The sequence below is a fragment of the Polaromonas glacialis genome (genome assembly GCF_000709345.1).
Lineage (GTDB): Bacteria > Pseudomonadota > Gammaproteobacteria > Burkholderiales > Burkholderiaceae_C > Polaromonas > Polaromonas glacialis.
In genome coordinates this window covers 3226896-3250280 of record NZ_KL448323.1, presented here as the reverse complement: position 1 = coordinate 3250280, position 23385 = coordinate 3226896, and the positions used below count along the sequence as shown (strand labels likewise).

The window sequence follows — 23385 nt, the reverse complement described above, 5'->3', positions numbered from 1 at the left end:
GCCCTATTGCCCGTGGGCGTGCACCTACCGACGGCGTCGGCGCCGTCAGGCGGGCGGTGTCGCCACCAGCGCCACGGCGGCGATGCGCTCGACGCCGGCATAGGCGGGCAAGTCAAGTTCTTCGCCAAACACGTCGGGGTCGATTTCGCGGTAACTGAAAAGGCCGCCGGCTTGTTCCACCAGCGGCGCCACCTCTTTGAGGAACGGATCGTTTCCTTCGACGATGGGCGCGCCGGTGTAGAGGATCAACCTGCCGCCGGGCGCCAGCCGCTCCAGGCTTTCAGCCGCGATCCGCACCGACAGGCCGCTGCCCAGCGCACCGCCGCCGTGCCTGTAGGCGCGCTCGCCGGCATCGACCAGGTAGGGCGGGTTGGCAACGATGAGATCGAACCGGCCTTCAATCGATGCAAACAGGTCGCTTTGCACAAAACGCGCATCCAGCAGGCCCGCCAGTTGCGCATTGGCGCGTGCAAACGCCAGCGCCTGCGGGTTGATGTCAGCCAGAAACAACTCGGAGTCAAGGCTGGCCAGCGCCGCCGCGATGCCGCCAGGACCGGCGCCGCAACCGATGTCCAGGATGCGCGCGCCCGGGCCCAAGGGCTGGTGCCCCAGCTCGGCTTCAATCAGCGACACGAAGCGGTAGCTGTCGGGGCCGAAGAACACCGCGTCCGCCTCCAGCGTCGGATAGGCTGAATGCGCGTAGAGCTGGCCGCCCAGCGTGGAAAAACGCACCCGGCTGCGCAGCCCGCCGCCGCCTTGTTTCCCTTGCTCCCGTTGTCTGTCTTCCTGCAGCAGCCCGCCGCCCTGCAGCCAGTCCAGCGCCTCGGCAGGCAGCAGGCCGGCATGAAACGGCCGGCTCCAGCCGAACACATCGCGCAGGCTGCGCGCCATGTCAGCGCCGCTGCGCGCATTGACCCGCGCATGCGTGGCCGGCGTGACGCTGGTGAACTGATAGCCGGCGGCCTGCAGCCAGCGGCCCAGCAGCACCAGTGCGTCGGAAAGGGGAAGCGTCATGTGCGGCGAATCGGTTGGAAAAGAAGATTCGCCAGACTCTAGGCGCCCTGGGGTCCGCCGCCTGTCGGCAGGCCCGCCAAAGGCGCGTAGGAAGCGGCAGGCGCCTGGCGCGGCATCATGGCCTTCAACGCATGATGCTTGTGTGCTACTGAATTAATAGCTGCTAGTGCCCTCTGCTATTGCGCAAACGGCTCTTTTTATGCTGAAATTAATGAAAAAAAACGGCTAACGGCCCGCAGTGGCGAATTTCCGCCGCGCATTGACCCAGCACAGGCTTGCGCGGCCGTTCAACTGCTACGCTTGCCGGCTATGAAACCTCTTGTCAAATGGGGCGTCGGCGCGGCGCTGGTGCTTGCCCTGGCCGCCGCCGCTGTCTTGTCCAGCCGGCGCGGCACGCCGGTGCAACTGGTGCCGGTGGCGCGCACCGGCATCGTCCAGTCGGTCGTCGCCACCGGGCGGCTCAATGCCCCGGCGCGCATGGACATCGGCGCTGAAGTTACCGCCACGGTACACGAAGTGCGGGTGCGCGAAGGCGACCGCGTCAAGGCCGGCGAGGTGCTGCTGCGCCTGTCGGATGCCGAATCCCGCGCAGCCTTGCAGCAGGCCCGCGCGTCCCTGGGTGAAGCGCGTGGCCGCGCCCTGCAGCAGTCCACGGTGGCCGCGCCCGTCGCCAGCCAGGCCGTGGTGCAGGCCGAAGCCGCGTTCACCGCCGCCGAGCGCGAACACCAGCGCGCCCGGGACCTGGTGGCGCAGGGTTTCTTTTCGCAGCAAAAGCTCGACGATGCCCGGCGCGCACTCGACACGGCCAGAAGCGCGCTGCAATCGGCCCGCGTGCAGGCGCAGGCCAACCAGCCCAGCGGCATCGAGCACACGCTGGCCGCGTCGCGCATCGACCAGGCGCTGGCGGCGGTCGGCGTGGCCGAGGCCCGGCTGGCGCGCCTGCGCATCACCAGCCCGGTCGATGCCATCGTGCTGACGCGCGGCGTCGAGCCCGGCTCCATGGCCCAGCCCGGCCATGTGTTGCTCACCCTGGCCGCGCAGGGCGGCACCCGCATCGACGCGAACGTCGATGAAAAAAACCTGCGACTGCTCACCCCCGGCATGCCCGCCAGGGCGGTGGCCGATGCCTATCCCGGCCAGTCCTTCGACGCGCAGCTCAACTACATCGCCCCGGCCATCGATCCGCAGCGCGGCACGGTCGAGGTGCGGCTCGCCGTGCCGAACCCGCCGCCCTTTTTGCGGCCCGACATGACGGTGTCGGTCGAGCTGGTCGGCGGCCTGAAAAAAGACGCTCTGGTGCTGCCCTCTGGCGCGGTGCGCGATGCTGACCGCGAAGCGCCGTGGGTGCTGGCGCTGCAAGGCGGCGTGGCGGTGCGCGTGCCCGTCAAGCTGGGGCTGCGCGGCATCGGTTCGGTGGAAATCACCGAAGGCTTGAGTGAAGGCGACGCGGTCATTCCGCAGACCGAAAAAGCCGTTGCCGGCGACCGCGTGCGGCCCGGCCCGGTGCTCGCGCCCGTCAAGGGCATGGAAACGCCGTCCTTCATTTCGCGCTGAGCCGGAAATATCAACCATGGCCACTTCCCGACACCGCCCCGCCCTGAGTTCCTGGACCCGCTGGATGCCGTTCGAACTGCTGGTGGCGCTGCGCTTTCTGCGCGAAGGCCGCATGCAGAGCGTCTTGATCCTGGCCGGCGTGACCGGCGGCGTGGCGGTCATCATCTTCTTGACGCAGCTGATCAACCAGCTGCAATCGACCATCATCGACCGCGTGCTCGGCTCGCAGGCGCATGTGGTGATCCGGCCATTGGAAGAAGTCACGCAGCGCGCGCTCACGCCAAGCCAGGACCGCGCCGTGGCCGCCGTGGTGCAGCCGCGCGACCAGCGTCTGCGCTCGGTGGACCAGTGGGAGCGCATGGCCGCACTGGCCGCCGCCACGCCCGGCGTGCTGGCGGTGTCGCCCGTGGTCAGCGGCCCGGCATTTGCCTCGCGCGGCAACAGCAACAAGAGCGTCGCGCTGCTGGGCGTGCAGCCCGACGCCTACCGCCGCGTGGTGAAGATGGACGACTACATGACGCGCGGCCGCTTCGACGTGACCGGAACCAATGCCCTGATTGGCACCGACCTGGCGAGCGACCTGGGCGTGACCGTCGGCGACAAGCTGCGCGTGACCAGCGCCAGCGGCCGCAGCGAAACGCTGGACATCACCGGCCTGTTCGACATGGGCAACCGCGACCTGAACCGGCGCTGGGTCTTCGTCACGCTGAAATTGGCGCAGACGCTGCTCGACCTGCCCGGCGGCGTGTCGAACATCGACGTCACGGTCAAGGACCTGTTCGGCGCCAACGAAGTCGCCGACGCGGTGCGTGCCCAGACCGGCCTGACGGTGGACAGCTGGATGCAGACCAACTCGGGGCTTTTAAATGCCTTGTCGAACCAGACGGTTTCCAACAACCTGATCCGCAGCTTTGTCATCATCATCGTGGCGCTGGGCATTTCCAGCGTGCTGGTGGTCAGCGTGGTGCAAAAGCAGCGCGAGATCGGCATCCTGCGGGCGATGGGCACCGGGCGCCGCCGCATCATGATGGTGTTTTTGCTGCAGGGCGGGCTGGTCGGGCTGGCCGGCTCGGTGCTCGGCTCGGCGCTGGCGTTCGGGTTGCTGGTGGTGTTCTCGCACGTCTTCAAAAGCCCCGACGGCGGCTCGCTGTTTTCGGCGCAGCTGGACCCGATGCTGGTGCTGCTGGCGTCGGTGGTGGCCTGCGGCGTGGGGCTGGCGGCGGCGGCGATTCCGGCAAGGAGCGCGGCGAGGATGGACCCGGTGCAGGCGATTCGGGCTTGAGGGGCAAGGCGTCACATCGCCGTAGCACTGGTCAAGTCAGCACTCCGCACGCGGTAATTTTGTCATAGTATTATACGCCATTGACGTATAATTTCTCGTGCTAACCGTCGTTGAAACCCCCATCTTCCAGCGCACCTGGCCCCACTACTGGACAGAAGAAGAGCGCGGCGAGTTCTGTGCCTACGTTGCCGTGAACCATGAAGCAGGCGATGTGGTTGCCCAGTCGGGCGGCGTGCGCAAGCTTCGCTGGAGCCGTGCCGGCTCCGGCAAGTCTGGCGGCGTTCGGGTGATCTATTTCACCCGCACCGAAGCCGGCGAAGTTGTTTTGTTGATCATGTACGCCAAGAGCAATCTGGACACGCTCAAGGCATCCACCTTGAAGGAGTTGAAAAATGCCATCGAAAAAAGTCTCAAGGCCCATGACTGACGCCGAACTGGAGGCGTGGGAGTCGAGCCGCGACCTTGACGCCGAATTGATCGAGTCGGTCCGCCAGATGCTTGATGGCAAGACTTCGCTGGCTTACTCCCCTGTCATCGCTGCGCGCAAGGCCTCGGGGTTTTCTCAGGCCCAGTTCGCCGTCCTGCTGGGCGTGTCAGTCAGGACGCTGCAGGGTTGGGAGCAGGGACGCAGGCAACCCACGGGCGCGGCCAAAACGCTGATCGCCATCGCGCAAAGGAATCCGGAGGTGCTTGCCGCGCTTGCCGATGACGAGCGGTTTGCCCTTGCGGGTTCAATTATTTGATGCAAGCTGTTTTCCGAGTGGCTAGGGGCGATCCCGAAAGAGTGCGGGAAGGCATGACCACCCCGCCCACCGGTTCAAAAACGACACCGAGCGGCTCGAAAAGTGGTTTGATGTTTACACCAGGATGACGACGGCGGACAAGGCCAAAACAACACCGAAAGCGACAAAGGGAAAAAAAGCATGAGCGACAAGCCTGTCAGCCTGACTTCACCACCCGCCGGCTATGCCGACTGGCTGGCCGAGCTGAAAAACCGTATCCACACGGCCCAGCAGCGCGCCACGCTGGCGGTCAACCGCGAACTCGTGCTGTTGTACTGGCAGATCGGGAGTGACATTCTGGCAAGGCAGGCCGCACAGGGCTGGGGCGCCAAGGTGATCGAGCGGCTGGCGCATGACTTGCGCGTCGCCTTTCCTGAGATGAAGGGGTTTTCGCCGCGTAATCTCAAGTACATGCGCGCTTTTGCCGAGGCCTGGCCGGATGCGCAATTTGTGCAAGCGGTGCTTGCACAATTGCCCTGGTATCACCAGTTGGCGCTGCTTGACAAGCTGCCTGGCCCAGGAACCCGCCGCTGGTATGCGGCCAAAGCCATCGAGCACAACTGGTCGCGCAACATCCTGGTGATGCAGATTGAAACCCGCTTGCTGGAGCGCAGCGGCAACGCGGTCACCAACTTTGAATTCAGTTTGCCCAAACCTCAATCGGATTTGGCGCGGCAATCGTTAAAAGATCCCTACCGTTTCGACTTTCTGGGCCTGACCGATAAAGCGCAGGAACGCGAGGTCGAGAACGCCCTGGTCAAGCACGTTACCGAATTTCTGCTGGAGCTGGGCGCGGGCTTTGCCTTCGTCGGGCGGCAGGTGCTGCTGGATGTGGGCGGCGACGAGTTTTTCATCGACCTGCTGTTCTACCACCTCAAGCTGCGCTGCTATGTGGTGATCGAACTCAAGGGCGGCAAGTTCAAGCCTGAACACCTCGGTCAATTGGGCTTTTATCTCGCTGCCGTGGATGCCCAGGTCAAACATCCGCAAGACGGCCCCACCATCGGCCTGCTGCTGTGCAAGAGCAAAAACAAGGTGGTGGCCGAATACGCACTGCGCACCAATACCCAGCCGCTGGGCATCGCCGAATACCAATTGCTCGAATCCTTGCCAGCCGAACTGCAAACCAGCCTTCCCAGCATTGAACAGATTGAGCGCGAACTTGCGGGCAACGACACCTCCACGCAAGACGATTCGCCATGACCAACCCAAGCAATCGGGCTGCTGCGATGCACCGGACCAAGCAGCGCAGGCTGCCCGTGGTGTTGAGGGGCGCCGGCCTGCGTCAATGGCGCAGCCGGATGGGCAATACCAGACCGTGCGCGAAGCAGCTGTTCGATTTCCGGACCATTGGCCCGCTTCCACCGCCAGTTGCCAGCCTTGCCATTGAAAAGCCGCTGCGTGACGAGCGCGTTCGCGTCCCGCCCGAAGCTGTGGACCGGATGCAGCTAATCATTTAAGGCTACGCTTGTTTTCTGCTGGCACAGGCTGATTTTGGCGGCCTCAACAGCGGCCCGCTTGCAGGCGGGCAGCAAACCATGGCAATGACGTCAGCCGGGTTTGACTCGCCCGGCCATGCGCCATCAGCACGCAAGGGCGTTTTGGCGGCGTGCCGGGTGCAGCAGGTCGCTGCGCGTGAACGGCGTCTCGTTGCCGGACATGGCGACGGCCAGGCGTATGACGTAAGAGTGTGTCGGCGAGGCATGCAATTTGAAAGGCATGACCGCCACCCATGCCAGCAACAGTGCGGGCACTATGGGCCGGAGCACGATGGCCGAGGTTTGGGAAAGCGCCAGCGCCACGGCGCTCACCGCGCCGCCGACGGCCCATCCGGCCAGCACTTCGGACCAGGAATGCGCGCCCACTTTGACACGGCTCAGGCCCACCACCAGCGCCAGCGCGCAGCCCAGCGCGATAGACCACCGGTCAGCGCCGCGCCATCGTCCCGAGAAAAAAGTGACCATTAGCACCGGGTAGATCGCTGCCGCGAACATCGCATGCCCCGATACGCCCGTGAAGTTGATGTCGGCCCAGCCGATGCCCCAGCCGATGAAGGCAACCTTGCTGGCAGTGGTGATGACGGTCGCCACGATGATGAGCGCCATCCAGATGAAGCCCAGCCTGCGTGTGCTGGCGCGCGCGAGCAAGGCAAACAAGGTCAGCGCTACGGCAGGCAAAAGGATTTGCGCGTCGCCAAGGCGGGTCAGCAAGTGCCAAGGGGCCAGGGAATACAGGGAGTCCAGAAGAGTCATGCGCCAATTTTAGGGGAATACCCTGTCGGGCACGCAAGTGCCGGGTACCCAGCCGGCAGTTTCAAAAAGCTGCAGGGGGCTGCTTTGGGCCTTTGGCCGCCTTTGGGCTCGCAAGGCCTGAACCTCCGGGTTTCGACCTGTTGCAGTTCCTGGCGATGTGCTTGAGGTACTGCGCCTCAAGCGTTGACAATAGCCAGCGCATGACCACCCCACCCGCCCCCATCCTGCGCCTCACCGACATCCACCGCAGCTACAACGTCGGCACCGATGTTGAAACCGAGGTGCTGCACGGCATTTCCATCGCGCTGCAGAGCGCCGAGTTCGTCGCGCTCAAGGGGCCGTCGGGTTCGGGCAAGAGCACGCTGCTCAACATCATCGGCCTGCTGGAGCGGCCGACCTCGGGCCTGCTCGAAATTGCCGGCCAGCCCACCGGGTCACTTGACGATGCGGACCTGACGAAACTGCGCGGCGCGACCATCGGCTTCGTGTTCCAGTTCCACCACCTGCTGCCGGCCTTCACCGCGCTGGAAAACGTGCTGATGCCGTCGATCATCGCCCATGGCACCGCCACGCTTGAAGCTGAAGCCAACGCACGCGAACTGCTGGCGCGCGTCGGCCTGAAAGGCGCCGAATACAAGCGCCCCGGCGAGCTGTCGGGCGGCATGCAGCAGCGCGTGGCGATTGCGCGGGCGCTGTCGCTGCGGCCGCGCCTGATCCTGGCCGACGAGCCGACCGGCAACCTCGACACGGTGTCCGCCGACGAGGTGTTTGCCCTGCTGCGCGAGTTCAACCACGACCACGGCAGCGCCTGCCTGATCGTCACGCACGATCCGCGTCTGGCAGCGGGTTGCGACCGCATCATCGAACTGGTCGACGGGCGGGTGGTTTCCAATTAAATGCTATTGATTTGGTAGCTTCTGGCGCCCGCCCTGCATGCGCCAATGGCCTGAAGGGCACTGAATCTGCCAGCTGCCCCTGGGGTTATGAATCGCAGATGTCGGCTTACGCTTCGCTAACCCGGCCTGCCTGAAACCTTTGACTGCAGGCGTTGACGGGCTGACTGCCAGCGCTCCCTCGCGGCCGGGCGCCGGACTATGCCCCAGCCGTTCCTGACGGCGATTGCAATCGGCTCAGAACCTCCAGCATCGCCGCAGAAAGATCGGTGTGGTGATGGACTATTTTCCAGGCGCCGCTGACGCGCTGATAGATGTTCGTGACGCGATGCTCAAGCGTGACCGGGTGCCCGGAAATTTTGAGATGCCCCTGCTCAATGGCCACTTCGAAGGCCATGTCTCCAACCACCTGGATGCGCTGATCTTTGAGTCCAATCTGCCCGTCCGAGGAGAGTTGGGCCACCTGTTCAAACGATCCCCGGACGGCATCCCAGCCGACTTCCCGTCCGCCGATCGGGTGCATCGTCGTCACGGTCGGGCTGTGTGACCAGACCTCTGCCAGCGGGCCGGCATCCCCATTGGCCATGCGGTTCAAGGCAGCATAGAACTGCTCCGATGCTTTACGAACTTCGTCTTCTGCTGACATGAACAGCCTCCTTTGTCATTGATGCCCCTAATTCCATTTCTAATTCAAAGCGATATGTCGTTACTCCCGCCTTGCCGTGCTAAAGCACTGTCTGCGGCGGGGCGCCTAATCTCGCATTGAATTAGAAATGGAATAAACAATGCGCCATTTGGCGCGCGCTTTGAGCCGCCTGGTTTGCGAATTGTCAAGACATTCGGTCAATGGCATGGGTTTAGAAGTCAGCCGCTCGGCGCGACTTACGCAGCACCATGATTCGCGCCCATGCGGCCAAAATGGCAGAAGCATGGCAGCCGCATGGTGGCGGGTTGATTGCTATAGATTCAGTAGCAGTCTGTGCCCGCACGGCAGGCGCAACAGCCATGAATGGTGCTGAAATCATCCCCTGCGGTTCCGTGCCGCCGGTCAGCGTCAGGTCACAGGTAGACACGGACCTATGAACAGCGGGCTGTCCGGGTCCACAGTTGCCCGCATCCGGGGCGTGCTGGCGCGCTTTGGGGAAGTAGAAAAGGCGGTGCTGTACGGCTCCCGCGCCAAGGGCAACTTCCGCGCCGGCTCTGACATTGACCTGACGCTGCCCAGGCCAGGGCTCCGCTTTGACCAGCTGGGTCTGATTGGGAACGAGTTGGACGACCTGCTTTTGCCTTACACCATTGACCTGTCGATTTTCGAGCAGCTGGGCCACACAGAACTGCGTGAGCACATCGAGCGCGTGGGCAAGGTGTTTTATGAGCGAGAGGCATGGCCCCTGCATGCCTGGACTGGCCGTCACCCACGACCCGCGCCTGGCGGCCGGCTGATCGAACTGGTCGATGGGTGGCTGGTGTCCGCTTGATGCTATGAATAAAATAGCTGCACGCGCGCGTGTAATAAGCGCCAGAGCACTGAATGATGCTGAAAATTAGCCGGTGGTGCCGAATTTCCAGCCTTCCCGGCCTGCAGGGGCCGTTCTTGCCGCTGAAGCTGGCGTTTTCAAGAAAATTTCAAGCCAAATCGCCTGTTTGCGCATATTCCACGGGAGCAAGCAGCTATTATTTTGGCTCTGTCACTGTTAGATGTGGAATTTTTTTTCCAGAGGCGTAGAGTTCATAGCGAACCGTGAAGGAGGTTAGCCATGAACGCCGAGACTTTCAATGCGTTGATGAACCAACAGGTGCCCCGGCTCACGCTGCGCCAGCGTGAACTGCTCAAAAAGCGTCTGGATGAACTCGATGAGCAGCAAAAAGGGCTGGCCGTCATTGAGTCGTCCAGCGCGACTGAGCCGCGCTGCTGCCCACACTGCCAAGGCAGCGAGCTTTACCGGCATGGCCACGTCAGTGGGTTGCAGCGCTACCGCTGCCGGACATGCCACCGCACGTTCAATGCCCTGACGGGCACCGCGCTGGCGCGGCTGCGCAAGAAGGGCAAGTGGTTCGGTTTTAGTCAAGCCCTGGCCGCGTCCCTCACCCTTCGCCGGGCCGCTACTGCCCTGCAGGTTCACCGAAACACGGCGCTGCGCTGGCGCCATCGCTTTCTCAGCGGCCTCAAGGCAGACCGCGCGACAACGCTGCAAGGTATTACCGAGGCCGACGAGACCTATATCCTGGAGTCGCGCAAGGGCTGTCGCAAGCTGGACCGCCCGCCTCGCCGTCGCGGCAGCAAGGCGAGAAAAGCGGGCCTGTCCGGTGAACTGGTCTGCGTTTTGGTGGCTCGGGACCGTGCCGGACAGACGCTGGACTGGGTGATGGGACGCGGGCAGATGACAAAAGCCGCACTGGCCGGCGCACTGCAGCCCGTGCTGGCCAAGGATGCGCTGCTGGTGAGCGATGGCAACCGGACCTACTGCGGCTTTGCGCACGACGCGCACCTGGCGCACGAGGCGGTCAATCTGAACGCAGGCGTGCGCGTCAACGGCGCCATCCATGTCCAGAATGTCAACGCCTATCACGGCCGTCTCAAACAGTGGCTGCACCGCTTTCACGGCGTTGCCACGGGCTATCTGGACAACTACCTGGGCTGGTTTCGCGCCCTGGACAGCCACCATGGCGACTCTGGGCAAGCTGTCTTGGCGATGGCCTTGGGAAAATTTCCACATTTAACAGTGACATAGCCATTATTTTTGATGATTCGGCGGTTTGTGTCGGGCGTGTCCATCGGCGCCGTGCCAGGCGCTGCATCCCTACGTTTTCCGCACGCAATAACCGCCGCGTGGGCCATGGCAAAGGCCGCATGCGCCATTTCCGGAGGCTTTGTAAATCCTCAGCCTACAGGGGAAGGGTATGCCGACCCACACGCACGCCTCGGCAGCGATAGTCCAATGTTCATTGGCGCTGTTGCCAAGAAAATCCAAAGGACCGCCATGACTGACGACTTCAAGACTCCCTCGCAGATTGCCGACGAGGCCAGGCAAACCGGCCAGAATGCCGCCAATGCGGCGGGCCAGCTGGCCAACGAGGCGAAGGCCAGTGCGGCCAGCACGGTGCAGGCGATGCATCCCGCCATGGGCGACGCCAAGGCCACCGGCCGCGACGCGCTGAACACGGCCAAGGCCCTAGCGGGCGATGCCAAGGCGATTGCCGGCGACGCCTGGAACACGGCGCGCGGCTACGCCAAAAATGCAGGCGGCGTGGCCGGCGAAAAGCTCGGCGACTTCAAGGCCAAGGCATCCGACTTCCAGGAAACCGCCGCCCGCCGCATTGCCGATGAACCCCTCAAGGCGGTGGCCATTGGTGCCGCCGCTGGCGCGCTGCTGGCCGCGCTGGTCATGCGCCGTGGGCGCGACAGAAGGGACTACTGAGCATGGAACCGATGAAGCCGATGGAACCCATGAAGCCCATGAAACCGATGGACGGGCCTGATTCCAGCTGGTGGCCGAAGGGGCTGTCCAGTCCATCCAGCAGCGGAGGCCAGAACGGCGTGCGCTATGCCTTCTTTCCCGGCCAGCGCCGCCTGGCGGTGGAGCAGGACGGAAAAGTCAGGCAGTACGACACCGGCGAGCACCGCATTTCCGGCGTGAGCCAGGCGCAAGGCGGCCAGGGCGGCTCCCTGCGTTTCACCAGCCAGAGCGGCGATGTCGATTTGGGATCACTCAAGCAGGTGGACTGACACGACGCAGCCTGTCCGGGCTGCTTGTCGCTTCAAATCCGCGCCAGCCATGCTGGCACGGCAATGCCTGCCAAGCTGCATTTCATCGCACAAGCAAGGCGCTTTCTGAAATCGCCAGCCTCTCCCTGCGCTTGCTAGGCGGCGCTGGCCATGCGGCGGCATTCTTCCGCGCAGTTGAAGCAGACGGTGGCGCATTGCTGGCAGTGCTGCATATCATGCTGGATGCATTCTTCTGCGCACGACTGGCAAATGTCGGCGCAGAGGTCGCAAATGGCGGCCGCGTGCACGCTGTCACGGGCCATGGCCGCCGCCGCAAAGGCGCAGGCCTGGGCGCAATCGATGTCCAGCGCAATGCATTCCACCATCATCTCCACCTTGTCTTCCTGCAGGCAGGCGGCGGCGCAGTGGTTGCATTCTGCGGCGCAGTCGTTGCAAGCCTGCAGGCAATCGGCAAACTGTTCTTGCATGTGGAATCCTTTCCCCAGGCGCAGGTGAGTGCATGGAAGGCCACGGCAAAACCGGACCCGAAAATAACGCCTGGTCCTTGATTTTTCAGGACGCCAGCGCTGGGCCTGTAGGTGTTTTTCGTCTGGCGGCGTCGGCAAAGCGATTTGTTTGCCGCTGCGCGCCATGACGCGTCAGGTGCTGGCCGCCGCCGCGCTTCGGGAAAGCACCGGAGAAGCCGAACCCGCCAGCGCCAGTTCGGCGGCGGTCCCCAGCAGTTCAGGTGCGAGTTCAAGCATGCGCGGCTCGGTCAGGCGCATCAGCGGCCCGGCGATGGTGATGACGCCGATGGCGGGCTGCCCGGCCCGGCGAACCGGCGCGGCCATGGCGGTCATGCCCGGCGCATACATCTCGCTGATCATGCTGAAGCCCCGCTTGTGGTCAGCCTGCAGGATCTTGAGCAGCGCCTTGAGCGTCATGGGCGCCTTCGGTCCGTAATCCCTGGGGTCGCCGAATCCTTGTTTCGACACGATCTCGGCGGCGCGCTCGTTGGACAGCGTCATCAACCAGGCGTGGCCGCCGGCGCTGCACGACAGCCTCACGTCCAGGCCCATGTCCGGGTCATAGCGCAAGCCGAAGCGCGCGTCCTGCGCCTTGGCGACGAACGTCAGCCGGTCGCCATCGACGATCGCCAAGCGCACCAGCTCGCCCGATGCCTGCGCGACGTGGTCGATCAGGGGCTGCGCAATGTCCACGATGCCCGACTTGCTCAGCTAGCTCAGGCCCAGCGCGGCCAGCTTGGTCGTCAGGGCGTAGTCGCCCTGCTCGCGCAACTGGCGCAGGTAGCCGCAGCGCACCATCTCGGCCAGCAGGCGATGGCAGGCGCTGCACGGCACCTTCAGGTCGCCGGCAATCGCGATCAGCGTCGCGCCGTCCGGGTAGCCCGACAGGTATTCAAGAATGCCGAAGCTTCGTTCCAGGGTGCTGCTTGAAGTCTGGCAGAGCATTGAACCATCGCCCCATCCGGATAACCGGGTCACCTTGAGCCAGCAGCGCGACATGTTCGGATGCCCGAAACTGGAAGTTCACTGGCATTGGCCCGAAGAAGACATCCAGCAGACGCTGCGGGCCCAGACCCAGATCGCCGATGAGCTTGAGCGGTCAGTTCTGGGCAAGCTGCAGCTTGTCCACGACCCCGACGGACGGCCCAATATCGTCAGGCCTGTCGGTTCTCACCACCTGATGGGCACCACCCGGATGCATGACGATCCCAAACTTGGCGTCGTCGATGCCAATTGCCGGGTTCACGGCATCCATAATCTTTTCGTGGCGGGCAGTTCCACCTTCCCCGCCGGCGGCTACGCCAATCCCACCCTCACCATCGTGGCCATGGCGCTGCGTCTGGGCGATGTGCTGAAGCAGGAATTCACCGCAGGCGCCCTGTCGGCTTGATTGCTATTGTTTTGGTAGCTGCCCGGGCTTGGCCATCATGCGCAAACGGCCAATTAACGCCTGAAACCAGCTATTGCGCCCGTGTGCCCTGTTCCCCGGGTACGGCTTGCGACAGCAAGGCCCGCCCAACGCTGCTACGCTGGCCGTTCACCACCCGCACGGAGACAACAGGCATGAACGAGACAAGCACGGCGCCGCCCCATATTCCGCAAATCCGCCTTTACCAGGACTGGCTGCGCGACCGGCATGGCCTGGTGTTCGACAGCTACGACGCGCTCTGGCGCTGGTCCACCACCGAACTGGACGCGTTCTGGCAAAGCATCTGGGACTATTTTGACCTGCAGTCGCCCACGCCGCACGGCGCGGCGCTGGCCCGCAACGTCATGCCCGGCGCCCGGTGGTTTCCCGGCGCGCAGGTCAACTATGCGCGCCAGGTGCTGCGCCATGTCGATGCCGCGCATGCCGCCGGCCTGCCGGCGGTCGTCAGCAGCAATGAAAAGGGCCAGCGGCGCGACTTGAGCTGGCCCGAGCTGCGCCGCCAGGTGGCCTCGCTGGCGCTGCACCTGCAGGCGCAGGGCGTGCAACCTGGCGACCGGGTGGCAGCGTATCTGCCGAACATTCCCGAGACCATGGTGGCCTTCCTGGCGACGGTCAGCATCGGCGGCGTGTGGAGCCTGTGCGCCCCCGACATGGGCACGCACGCGGTGCTCGACCGCTTCCGGCAGATCGCGCCCACGGTGCTGATCGCCTGCGACGGCGTGACCCACGGCGGGCGCGACCACGACCGCCTGGGCGTACTGGCCGAGCTGCGCCAGGCGCTGCCCAGCGTGCGCCACACGCTGCTGCTGGGCAATTTGGATGCTACGGTTTCGATAGCTGGCTGCGCAAGCTGGACAAGCGCAACAGCACGAAATGATGCTGAAGTCGCCGGTTTCGAGCCGCTCTGGCTGGCGTTCGACCATCCGCTGTGGATCGTGTATTCCAGCGGCACCACCGGCCTGCCCAAGCCCATCGTGCATGGCCATGGCGGCATGCTGCTGGTGCAGCTGCAGCTCGGCGTCCTGCACAACGATGTGGGTTGCAGCTACCGGCCCAACTCGTTTGGCGAGCGCTACCACTGGTACAGCTCGACCGGCTGGGTGATGTGGAATGCGCAGCTGGCCGGGCTGCTGGGCGGCACCACCTGCGTGCTCTATGACGGCAACCCCGGCGGCGCCAAGGACCGGCCGGACTGGACCACGCTGTGGCGCTTCGCGGCGGATACCGGCGTGACCTTCTTCGGCGCGGGCGCGGCGTTTTACGCCAGCTGCATGAAGGCCGGCATCACGCCTGGCGCCTGCGGCGACCTGACCCGCATCCGCGCGCTCGGCTCGACCGGCTCGCCCTTGAGCGCCGAGGTGCAGCAATGGGGTTCAGCCTTCATGGCCAGTGCCGGCGTTCAGGACATCTGGTGGTGCAACATCTCGGGCGGCACCGACTTTGCCGGCGCCTTCATCGGCGGCAACCGCGAGCTGCCGCAGACACCCGGAAAAATGCAGTGCCGCCTGCTCGGCGCGGCGGTCGAAGCCTGGAACGAACAGGGCCGGCCGGTCATCGGCGAGGTCGGCGAGCTGGTCTGCACCCAGCCGATTCCGTCGATGCCGCTCTACCTCTGGGGCGACGACAGCGGCGCGCGCCTGCTGTCCAGCTATTTCGACATTTACCCGCCCGGCCACGGCCGCAGGCCCGGCGGCGGCGATGCCGGGGCCGAGCTGGGCGCGGTCTGGCGCCATGGCGACTGGCTGAAGATCGACCCGGGGCTGCAGGGCGGCTGCGTGATCTACGGCCGGTCGGATGCGACCATCAACCGCCACGGCCTGCGCATGGGCACCAGCGAGCTGTACAGCGCCATCGAGGCGCTGCCCGAAGTGCTCGACTCGCTGGTGGTCGATCTGGAATACCTGGGGCGCGCCAGCTACATGCCGCTGTTCGTGGTGCTCCGGGACGGCGCGGTGCTTGACGAAGGCGTGAAGGCCCGGCTGCACCACGCCATCAGGACCGCGCTGAGCCCGCGCTTCGTTCCCGACGACATCCTTCAGGTGGCCGAAATTCCGCGCACGCTGTCGGGCAAGAAGCAGGAGCTGCCGATCAAGAAGCTGCTGCTCGGCCAGCCGCTGGAAAAAGTCCTGAACCGCGACGCGATGGCCAATCCGCACTGCCTGGACTGGTATGTCGGTTTTGCGCAGCAGCGGCTGGCGCGGCCCGGCTGAAGCGCCGCCGGCTCAGCGCGGCGCTTGCTGCCCGACGCCGACGCCGCGCAGGAATTCGGCCAGCCCGGGGTCGATTTCCAGGCTGGCCGCGAGCACGCCGGCCTGCTGCAGGTCGCGCGTGGCGCCGATGTCGGCCTGAAGCCTAGTCGCCTTCGGCAGCCAGCGTTCCACGTGCCGCCCGGGCAGCAGCGACTGCAGCGCCTCGATGGCATAGCGCAGCCGCTTGGCCAGGATGCGGGCGCGGTGCAGGCTGTCCGGATGGGCGCTGTCGGCCAGTGCGCGCTTCATGTTCCGGTGCAGCCGATCGACGCGCTGCCGCGCCCAGCGGCGCAAGGGATGCCTGGACGCGTGAGCCTCGTGATCGGCCGGCCCGGCCTGCCTCGGCAGGTCTTCGAGCCACTGCGTGATGGCCAGCAGCGTGGCGCCCACGGCCGGCACTTCGAGCGCATGGCCGATGGATTTGCGCTGAAGCCGGGCCGCATCCGACAGCGCCTGGAGCATCGTCCGCCATTTTTCGGCCCGCTGCGCGCTGCCCGCGCGGTAGGCGTCTGCCAGCGCCGGCAGGGTTTCGGTCCGGGCCACGTCAATGTCGCGCAGCTCGCCGATGAAGGCCAGCAGCGGCGCCAGCGCCTGCCAGTCGGGCATCTGGCCGGCCGCCAGCGCAGGCTTGAACAGCCGCACCGCGCTTTTGAAGCGCCGCCAGCCGACGCGCGCCTGGTGCAGCACCTCCGGGTCGTCGGACTGGCTCAGCAGGTTGAGGTTGCTGGTGAACTGGCAGAACATTTCACGCAGCACCAGCTGCGCCGCCAGCGGCAGGGCCATGCCCTTGGCCAGCGCCGGCGGCCGGGCGCGCAGCGGCTGCCTCAAGCGGTTCTGCAGCAGCGCATAGCCGCGCTCGGACTTGCTGGTGTTGAGCGGCAGCACCGCCACGCTGCGGGCAATCTGCCGCGCGACCTCGAACAGCGCCGCCGGATCCCCGGCCATGAGTTCGAGTTCCAGTTCGCACAGCGGCGCGCACTGGTCGCCCGCCACGACCTGGCCGATGTCCAGCGACACCTCGACCACGCTGCTGCCGCGCTGGCGCACCGTCCAGGAGGTGCGTTCGAAGGCGGTGACCAGGCACGGCGCCAGCGCATCGAATCGGCTGCCGTCCGGGTCGAACTCGGGCCAGGGCGTGGCCTCCAGCGCTTCGCGCGACAGTTCGGCGCCGGCCAGCGGCACTTCCCACTCGCCGCGATGGCTCAGGGCCGAGTCGCTGCGCCCGCCCATCTTCAGCGTTTGCCGCCACTGCGGATCGGTGCTGCTGCCCACGCGGCGCAGGCGCAGGGCCACCCGCTCCTCGTACAGGTCCTGCCCGGGCGTGTCGTAGTAGATGTTGTGCAGGGGCTGCTGCGTGGGCTTGCGGCGCGCCAGCAGCGGCGTGCGCGCCAGCCGCCTGGCCAGGCCCTGCGGGTCGGCGGTGGGCAAGGCCAGCTTGAGTTCGATTTCTTCCGGGCGCGGAACAGGGGCGGGTAATTTCATGGGGTTCCGGCTGCCAGTCCGGCGCAGGCAGGGTTCGCTGATTCCGCGAAATCGCACTGGACGGGGGTTGGGATGGGGTAGCAGGGTTTGCATGGCAAAGGCGGGCCTTACGGTAGCAAAAAACCCCCTGTTCAGGCGTAAGGAATTGACACGCCTGCAAAAGCCCGGTTTTTCATGGGGTCAAGGCGCTTGACCTTCCCCCGGTGGGAAGCTTCACGATGGCGGCAGCATGCACCGGCATGGAAGCGATTTGACTCACCTTTCAGGAGATTTCCCCATGAACAATTCCCGCCTTCCCCAAACGCTGGCCTGCGCGCTCAGCGCCCTGGCCTTCTCCGCCGCAGCCTTCACCGTCCAGGCGCAGCCTGCCGCTTCCATGCCGGCGGAGCACGCGGGCATGAACCATGCCGCCGATGCCAAGGCTTCTGACTCGACCCGCGCCTTCCAGCAGGGCGAGGAAAAAATGATGAAGGACATGAGCCGTCCCTACACCGGCAATGCCGACAAGGATTTCGTGGCGCACATGATTCCGCACCACCAGGGCGCGGTGCATATGGCCGAGGTCCAGTTGAAGCACGGCAAGGACCCCGAACTGCGCAAGATGGCCCGGGACATCATCAAGGCGCAAAAGCAGGAAATTGCCTTCATGAAAAAGTGGCAGGCCCGGCATGGCGTGAAATAAGACTGGCCGCCAGCGTCCTGCGCGCCACCTCATGACGTCAATGCGGATGCCGGTGGTGAATGTCCGGGTAATGCGCATGCGTGTGCGCCAGCGGCGCATGCCGGTGCGGATGCGCATGCGGCGACGTCCCATCCCATGCAAAGTCATGCGCATGCTGGTGGTGCGCGTCGTGCCGGTGCGGGTGGCTGTGCTGCAACACCTCGTGCGTGTGTGGATGCGCATGCCGCTCGCTCAGGTGCAGCCAGACGCCCAGCCCCATCAGCGCGGCCGCCGCCCAGAACAGCCCGCCCGGCATCTCGGGCCAGAGGACCAGCGAAATCATCACACCGAACAAGGGCGCCACCGAAAAGTAGGCGCCAGTGCGCGCGGTTCCCAGCGTCCTGAGCGCCACCACGAACAGGCTCAGGCTCAGCCCGTAGCCCAGGAAACCCACCAAGCCGGCATAGCCCAGTGGCGCTGCACCCGGCAGTGAAGCGCCGACATACAGCGCGATGGCGGTGTTGGTCACGCCGGCGAGCAAGCCTTTCAGACAGGCCACCAGCAGGGCATCGTTGCCGGACACCCTGCGCGTCAGGTTGTTGTCCACGGCCCAGCCCAGGCAGGCGCCGGCAATCAGCAGGGCGCCGGGGGAGAAGCTGGCGCCACCCGGTTGCCACGACAGCAGCACGCCGCCCAGCGCGATGGCCGCCATGCCCAGCACGACGCGGCGGTCGGCGTTTTCACGGAAGGCCAGCCAGGCCACGACCGCCGTCAGCACGCCTTCCAGGTTCAGCAGCAGCGACGCGGACGCGGCACTGGTTTGCGCCAGGCCGAGCATGAACAGCGCAGGCGCCAGCATGCCGCCGGCCACGATGGCGCCCAGCAGCCAGGGCCGCTCGGCGCGGGGAATGTGCAGCCGGGTCACGGGCTGGCCGCCATGGCGTTCGCGCAGGCGCCGCACCAGCAGCAGCACGCCCAGGCCGAAGCCGCTGCCCAGGTAAAGCAGGCCGGCCAGCAGCAGCGGCGGCATGTTCCCGGCCAGCAGCTTGGCCAACGGCGTGCTGGCGCCGAACAGCAGCGCGGCGAGAAGGGCGGGAAGGGCAGAGCGAAGCGGCATGGCGAAGGTCCGGAAATAGGTGTCAGCCGTATTGAAACGCATCGCGCGCCAGCGTGCGCGAAATGGCAGCGAAACCCCGCGCTTCTTCAAACCGGCGCATTCAGGTTTGCAGTGGCGTCAATGTCAAAGGTCGCGCATCACCGACGGGATTTCCTTCAGGATTTCCCGGGCCAGAAAGCCCTGCCGGCCATGGCGTTCGGCCAGCCGCTGCCCCGCCAGCGCATGCAGGAAAACCCCCAGGCCGCCGCCTGCACCAGGGGCGCGCCGCGCGCCGCCAGGCCGGTCATGAGGCCCGCCAGCACGTCGCCCGAGCCCGAGGTGCCCAGGCCCGCATTGGCCGACACATGGCACCAGGCTTCACCTTCGGGCGCAATGATGAAGGTGGTCGCGCCTTTCAGCGCCACCACCGCGTTGTGCTTCACGGCCATGGCCCGCACCAGCGCAGGCGCATCGGCCTTCACGTCGTCCTTGCGCTGGCCGCTCAGGTGCGCCATTTCGCCCGCATGCGGCGTCAGCAGCACCGGCTGGTCAAAACGCGGTACCCGCAGCACCACATCCATGGCCAGCACATCGAGGATCACCGGAACGCCGGCCAGGTGGCGCAGCAGGCGTTCGACAAATTCGCAGCTGCCCTCGCTGTCCAGCAGGCCCGGCCAGTACGGCCGAACAGCGCGCCGCGCACGGCGCGAGTTGCTTGACGATTGACGCCAGCAGGCCGCCCGCCGGGGTTTCCGGCAGCCCGTTGGCGCGCGCTTCGGGCATCAAGAGCGCCAGGCCGGGCGCGACGCTTCGCGCGGTGGCAATGGTCAGCTTGCCCGCGCCGGCGGCCAGTCGCGCAGTGCCAGTCGGTCGAGGGTCTGCATGGCCGGTCTCAAGGGCTGGGCGCGACCGGTGCATCGGGCTCGGACTTCACCGGCGTGCCTTCCGCCAGCAGCGGCGCCAGGAAATTCACCAGGTCGACCACATGGCGGGGCTGGTCGTTGCCGTCGTCGTCGCCCACGGTCCGGTACGACGTCACGCTGCAGTTGGGAATGTCGCCCAGCCGGTCAATGTCCAAAATGGTGGCCTCGTCCATCTGCTCGATCAGGTAGCGCATGCAGTTCACGGTCACCTGGTGCGCCACGACCAGCACGCGCTGGCCGGCATATTCGCGTGTCGTCATTTCCAGCAGGCTGCGCAGCCGCAGGATCACGTCGCACAAGCTCTCGCCGCCCGGGGGGCGAAAGTAGAACTTGCCGACATGGCCGCGCTGTTCGCTCAGTTCGGGGTTTTTCCGGGTGATGCCCAGGTGCGTCAGGCGGTCCAGGATGCCGAATTCCTTTTCCCGCAGGCGTTCGTCCATGCGCAGCCTGACGGCCTGCGTGATGCCGCCGCTCTCCGGCAGCAGTTGCGCCGTCTCCCGCGCCCTGACGTAGGGCGAGCACAGCAGCACCTGGGGCCGCTCCTGCAGCGGCAGGCTGCCAAACCAGTGGCCCAGGCTTTGCGACTGGCGCCGGCCCAGCGCGGACAGCGGAAGGTCGATGTCGCGCGTGGCAATGTCGATGACATGCAGGCCATTGGCCTCGGCCGCATCGCGCGCCACGTTGCCGGCGCTCTGGCCGTGGCGCACCACCCACAGGATCTGCGGCAGCGTGGGCGTCATGGCGTCTGCCTTTCAGCCCCGCATGCCGTACCCGTGGTGTGAATGCGCAAGGAAGCCATGAAAGCCAAGATAACCCGCTTTTTTTCTGCTGGCTGTCAGACGGCGGACCGTCTGATGTGGGAGAGCACTGAAGCGCCCCCGCCGCCAGCGTCACGACACCTCGGCCGTGACTCCTTAGAATCGCGGGAATGAGAATTGTTCAGGTGTTTCGCGGTTTCCGAACCGCTGGCTTGCCGGATGTGCAGGAAGTCGCAAAAGCTGCTTTGTTAAGCACCTGAAACAGCGCAAACCGGACCGGTTTCGCCTTGTTCGATTAGTATGCGTTTTTGTAATTTTATTGGCTTAGTTAAAAAAATCAAATTTTGGCTCAAGAATCATCAAAAGCATCCCCCGGCTTTTTGAGGGACGGCGGCACGGCGGGCGCTTTGATGCGCAGCCATGACTGGACCAGTTCGCGGCTGGGTCACCCGCAAGACTGGCCGCAAGCGCTCCAGACCGTTGCCGGACTCATGCTGCGTTCCAGAACGCCGGTGTTCGTGGCCTGGGGGCCTGAGCTGCGCCTGCTGTACAACGACGCCTGCCTGAACATCCTGGGACAACGGCATCCGGCGGCGTTGGGCCAGCCCCTGTACGAGGTGTGGCCCGAAGTGCGCCCCGACATCGAGCCGCTGGTCAGCCAGACCCTGGCCGGGGAGTCTGTCCCTCTGGGGGCCGCGCCTTTTCTGCTGCGCCGCGATGGCGTCAACGGGCAGGCCTGGTGCAGCTTTTCGTGTGCGCCTGTCGATGGTCCTGACGGCACGGTGGCCGGGCTGTACTGCGCGCTGGCGCAAACCACCACCAGGGTGCTGGCGGAAAAAACCTGCCGGACCGAAACCCAGTGGCTCTACAGCCTGTTTGAACAGGCCCCCAGCTTCATGGCGGTGGTGCGCGAGCCTGGCCATGTGTACGAACTGGCCAACAGCGCTTACCTGCGGCTGGTCGGACGCGACGAGGTGGTCGGCAAGACCTTTCTGGACATTGGCCGAAAAGTCGAGGGCCAGGACTACGGCGCGCTGCTCGATGAGGTTTATGCCAGCGGCAAGCCCTTCATCGGCACCCGGATGCCGGTGATTTTTTCGCAGCATGCCAGGGGCCGGCCGGAGCAGCGCTTCGTCGATTTCATTTTTCAGCCCATCACCGGACCCGACGGTGCCGTCAGCGGCGTTTTCATCGAGGGCAATGACGTCACCGAGCATGCCCGCGCCGACGCCAAGTTGCGCAAAACCGTCCTCAAGTACCACACGATCGCCAATGCCATACCGCAGATCGTCTGGGGCACGACGCCTGACGGCTTGCTGGACTACTGCAACCAGCAGTGGTATGACTACACCGGCGTTGCGCAGGGCGCCATCGACGGCAAGGCGTGGACGGCGCTGTTTCATCCCGAGGACCGGGAGATGGTGCTGAAAAAATGGCACCACTGCCTGGACACCGGCGAGTGCTACGAGATCGAACACCGGCTGCGCCACCACTCCGGCCAATACCGCTGGGTGTTGGGCCGTGCCCGGCCGGTGCGCGACGCGCAGGGCGTGATCGTTCGCTGGATCGGGACCTGCACCGAGATTCATGAGCAGAAGCTGGCGCAGCAGGGCCTGCAGCACGCGGACCGGCTCAAGGACGAGTTCCTGGCCATGCTGGCCCATGAGCTCAGGAACCCGCTGGCGCCGATCGCCACCGCCGCCGACCTGCTGTCCAGGGGCACGCTGGATGACGCCGGGGTGTTGCAGCTGAGCGAAGTGATTTCGCGCCAGGCCCGGCACATGACCCGCCTGATCGACGACCTGCTCGACGTGTCCCGCGTCACCCGCGGCCAGGTGACGCTGGACCGGCAGCCAGTGGACCTGAAAACCATCGCCACCGAGGCGCTGGAGCAGATTCGTCCGCTGCTGGAGGCCAAGGCGCACCACCTGGACATCCAGCTGTCGCCCGAACGCACCCAGGTGATGGGCGACAGGCTGCGGCTGGTCCAGGTGCTGGTCAATGTGCTTGGCAACGCCATCCGCTACACGCCCAATGGCGGCCGCATCGACCTGCGGATGCTGGCGGACGATGGCCACCTGACGCTGCGCGTGCGCGACAACGGCATCGGCATGTCCAGCGAACTGCTGGACGTCGCCTTCGAGCTGTTCACCCAGGGCGAAAGAAGCTCCGACCGCTCCCAGGGCGGGCTGGGCATCGGCCTGGCGCTGGTCCGCAGCCTGGTGCAGCTGCATGGCGGAACCGTCAAGGTGCAAAGCGCCGGAATGGGCATGGGCAGCGAAGTGACGGTGGTCCTGCCGCGCCTGAAGCAGGACGACGCGCAGCGCCGCATCGAGGCGAGCGATGCGGATTCCCGCCCCGCAGGCAATTCGCTGCGTGTCCTGGTGGTCGATGACAACGTCGATGCGGCGCGCCTGCTGGGAATGTTCATCGAACTGCTCGGGCATGAGGTGTTCGTGCAGTTCCATCCCCTTGATGCAATCGAATGCGCGCGCCGGGTGTTGCCGCAGCTGTGCCTGCTTGACATCGGCCTGCCCGACATGGATGGCTACACGCTGGCGCGCCAGCTGCGCCTGATTCCGGGCGTGCAGACGGCGGTCATGGCGGCGGTGACCGGCTACAGCCAGCCCAAGGACAAGCAGGCCGCCTTTGCAGCAGGCTTCAACTTTCACTTTGCCAAGCCCATCGACTCAAGCCAGCTGGAGGCCTGGCTGGCGCAAGTGGCCGAGCAGGCCAGGCGCCAGGCGTAGCCGGTCATCGCGCTGGCATGACACGGC

General features: G+C 65.4%; 23 protein-coding genes and 1 pseudogene. 15 read left to right on the top strand and 9 right to left on the bottom strand.

Translation table 11 applies throughout. The features are described from left to right. Window positions 1-45 precede the first annotated feature (45 nt). Window positions 46-1014 (bottom strand): methyltransferase, encoded by a 969-nt coding sequence (locus tag EC86_RS0115935; RefSeq protein WP_029526744.1) that lies wholly within the window; start codon window positions 1012-1014, stop codon window positions 46-48. 309 nt (window positions 1015-1323) lie between these two features. On the opposite strand from EC86_RS0115935, the gene EC86_RS0115925 reads away from it, so the two are divergent. From EC86_RS0115925 to EC86_RS0115900, 6 genes are all read left to right on the top strand, one after another. Continuing rightward, entirely contained in the window at window positions 1324-2568 is a 1245-nt protein-coding gene (locus EC86_RS0115925) for an efflux RND transporter periplasmic adaptor subunit (protein WP_029526743.1), read from the top strand. A gap of 16 nt (window positions 2569-2584) precedes the next feature. Beyond that, entirely contained in the window at window positions 2585-3850 is a 1266-nt protein-coding gene (locus EC86_RS0115920; protein WP_198026804.1) for an ABC transporter permease, read from the top strand. A 97-nt stretch (window positions 3851-3947) separates the two neighbouring features. Further along, window positions 3948-4277, top strand: coding sequence for a type II toxin-antitoxin system RelE/ParE family toxin (locus tag EC86_RS0115915; protein ID WP_029526740.1), 330 nt, complete (start codon window positions 3948-3950; stop codon window positions 4275-4277). Next, on the top strand, window positions 4270-4593 hold the full coding sequence (locus tag EC86_RS0115910) for a helix-turn-helix domain-containing protein (RefSeq protein WP_232229914.1): 324 nt from the start codon (window positions 4270-4272) through the stop codon (window positions 4591-4593). The genes EC86_RS0115915 and EC86_RS0115910 overlap by 8 nt, the downstream gene beginning before the upstream one ends. 180 nt (window positions 4594-4773) lie before the next feature. After that, window positions 4774-5835: a PDDEXK nuclease domain-containing protein gene (locus EC86_RS0115905; protein ID WP_029526737.1), complete on the top strand. Its 1062-nt coding sequence runs from the start codon at window positions 4774-4776 to the stop codon at window positions 5833-5835. Further along, a complete protein-coding gene (locus tag EC86_RS0115900) occupies window positions 5832-6092 on the top strand; it encodes a hypothetical protein (RefSeq protein ID WP_029526736.1) in 261 nt (86 codons plus the stop codon). The genes EC86_RS0115905 and EC86_RS0115900 overlap by 4 nt, the downstream gene beginning before the upstream one ends. Before the next feature lie 123 nt (window positions 6093-6215). Here EC86_RS0115900 and EC86_RS0115895 read toward each other — a convergent pair whose 3' ends face one another. After that, window positions 6216-6884 carry a phosphatase PAP2 family protein gene (locus tag EC86_RS0115895; protein ID WP_084181392.1) on the bottom strand — a complete coding sequence of 223 codons (669 nt, stop codon included), beginning with the start codon at window positions 6882-6884 and terminating at the stop codon, window positions 6216-6218. 200 nt (window positions 6885-7084) lie between these two features. On the opposite strand from EC86_RS0115895, the gene EC86_RS0115890 reads away from it, so the two are divergent. Next, a complete protein-coding gene (locus tag EC86_RS0115890) occupies window positions 7085-7780 on the top strand; it encodes an ABC transporter ATP-binding protein (protein ID WP_029526734.1) in 696 nt (231 codons plus the stop codon). 196 nt (window positions 7781-7976) lie between these two features. On the opposite strand, the gene EC86_RS0115885 is transcribed toward EC86_RS0115890, so the two are convergent. Beyond that, window positions 7977-8423 carry a YybH family protein gene (locus tag EC86_RS0115885; RefSeq protein WP_084181390.1) on the bottom strand — a complete coding sequence of 149 codons (447 nt, stop codon included), beginning with the start codon at window positions 8421-8423 and terminating at the stop codon, window positions 7977-7979. A 433-nt stretch (window positions 8424-8856) separates the two neighbouring features. Between EC86_RS0115885 and EC86_RS0115880 the strand changes: the two genes are divergently transcribed. The 4 genes from EC86_RS0115880 (at window position 8857) to EC86_RS0115865 (ending at window position 11504) form a co-directional block, all read left to right on the top strand. Beyond that, the gene (locus EC86_RS0115880) at window positions 8857-9255 is read left to right on the top strand and encodes a nucleotidyltransferase domain-containing protein (protein WP_084181388.1); all 399 of its coding nucleotides are present in this window, start codon (window positions 8857-8859) and stop codon (window positions 9253-9255) included. A gap of 279 nt (window positions 9256-9534) precedes the next feature. Continuing rightward, window positions 9535-10509: an IS1595 family transposase gene (locus EC86_RS0115875; RefSeq protein ID WP_029524292.1), complete on the top strand. Its 975-nt coding sequence runs from the start codon at window positions 9535-9537 to the stop codon at window positions 10507-10509. 249 nt (window positions 10510-10758) lie between these two features. Then, complete coding sequence (locus tag EC86_RS0115870; protein ID WP_156955336.1) at window positions 10759-11196, top strand: hypothetical protein; 438 nt, start codon at window positions 10759-10761, stop codon at window positions 11194-11196. A gap of 2 nt (window positions 11197-11198) precedes the next feature. After that, window positions 11199-11504, top strand: coding sequence for a hypothetical protein (locus tag EC86_RS0115865; protein ID WP_029526730.1), 306 nt, complete (start codon window positions 11199-11201; stop codon window positions 11502-11504). A 134-nt stretch (window positions 11505-11638) separates the two neighbouring features. Here EC86_RS0115865 and EC86_RS0115860 read toward each other — a convergent pair whose 3' ends face one another. Together EC86_RS0115860 and EC86_RS26240 are read right to left on the bottom strand one after the other, a co-directional pair. Continuing rightward, a complete protein-coding gene (locus EC86_RS0115860) occupies window positions 11639-11971 on the bottom strand; it encodes a four-helix bundle copper-binding protein (protein WP_029526729.1) in 333 nt (110 codons plus the stop codon). A 171-nt stretch (window positions 11972-12142) separates the two neighbouring features. Continuing rightward, window positions 12143-12955 (bottom strand): annotated as a pseudogene (locus EC86_RS26240) (IclR family transcriptional regulator). Here EC86_RS26240 and EC86_RS0115850 point away from each other — a divergent pair. Together EC86_RS0115850 and EC86_RS0115845 are read left to right on the top strand one after the other, a co-directional pair. Further along, complete coding sequence (locus EC86_RS0115850) at window positions 12909-13400, top strand: GMC family oxidoreductase (protein WP_084181575.1); 492 nt, start codon at window positions 12909-12911, stop codon at window positions 13398-13400. The pseudogene EC86_RS26240 and the gene EC86_RS0115850 overlap by 47 nt on opposite strands. 173 nt (window positions 13401-13573) lie before the next feature. Continuing rightward, window positions 13574-15649 (top strand): acetoacetate--CoA ligase, encoded by a 2076-nt coding sequence (locus tag EC86_RS0115845; RefSeq protein ID WP_029526727.1) that lies wholly within the window; start codon window positions 13574-13576, stop codon window positions 15647-15649. Between the two features lie 12 nt (window positions 15650-15661). Here EC86_RS0115845 and EC86_RS0115840 read toward each other — a convergent pair whose 3' ends face one another. Further along, window positions 15662-17170, bottom strand: a complete 1509-nt coding sequence (locus tag EC86_RS0115840) for a CYTH and CHAD domain-containing protein (RefSeq protein WP_029526726.1) — start codon at window positions 17168-17170, stop codon at window positions 15662-15664. A 277-nt stretch (window positions 17171-17447) separates the two neighbouring features. On the opposite strand from EC86_RS0115840, the gene copM reads away from it, so the two are divergent. Then, window positions 17448-17852, top strand: coding sequence for a CopM family metallochaperone (copM, locus tag EC86_RS0115835; protein ID WP_029526725.1), 405 nt, complete (start codon window positions 17448-17450; stop codon window positions 17850-17852). Between the two features lie 37 nt (window positions 17853-17889). Here copM and EC86_RS0115830 read toward each other — a convergent pair whose 3' ends face one another. The 3 genes from EC86_RS0115830 to EC86_RS0115820 all read right to left on the bottom strand — a co-directional run bounded on the left by EC86_RS0115830 (window position 17890) and on the right by EC86_RS0115820 (window position 20590). Then, window positions 17890-18948: a DMT family transporter gene (locus EC86_RS0115830; protein WP_029526724.1), complete on the bottom strand. Its 1059-nt coding sequence runs from the start codon at window positions 18946-18948 to the stop codon at window positions 17890-17892. A 155-nt stretch (window positions 18949-19103) separates the two neighbouring features. After that, on the bottom strand, window positions 19104-19592 hold the full coding sequence (locus EC86_RS27115) for an ADP-dependent NAD(P)H-hydrate dehydratase (RefSeq protein ID WP_269635744.1): 489 nt from the start codon (window positions 19590-19592) through the stop codon (window positions 19104-19106). Between the two features lie 227 nt (window positions 19593-19819). Beyond that, window positions 19820-20590 (bottom strand): histidine phosphatase family protein, encoded by a 771-nt coding sequence (locus EC86_RS0115820; protein WP_036772265.1) that lies wholly within the window; start codon window positions 20588-20590, stop codon window positions 19820-19822. Between the two features lie 509 nt (window positions 20591-21099). On the opposite strand from EC86_RS0115820, the gene EC86_RS27110 reads away from it, so the two are divergent. Beyond that, complete coding sequence (locus tag EC86_RS27110) at window positions 21100-23358, top strand: PAS domain-containing protein (RefSeq protein WP_198026803.1); 2259 nt, start codon at window positions 21100-21102, stop codon at window positions 23356-23358. Window positions 23359-23385: the final 27 nt, after the last annotated feature.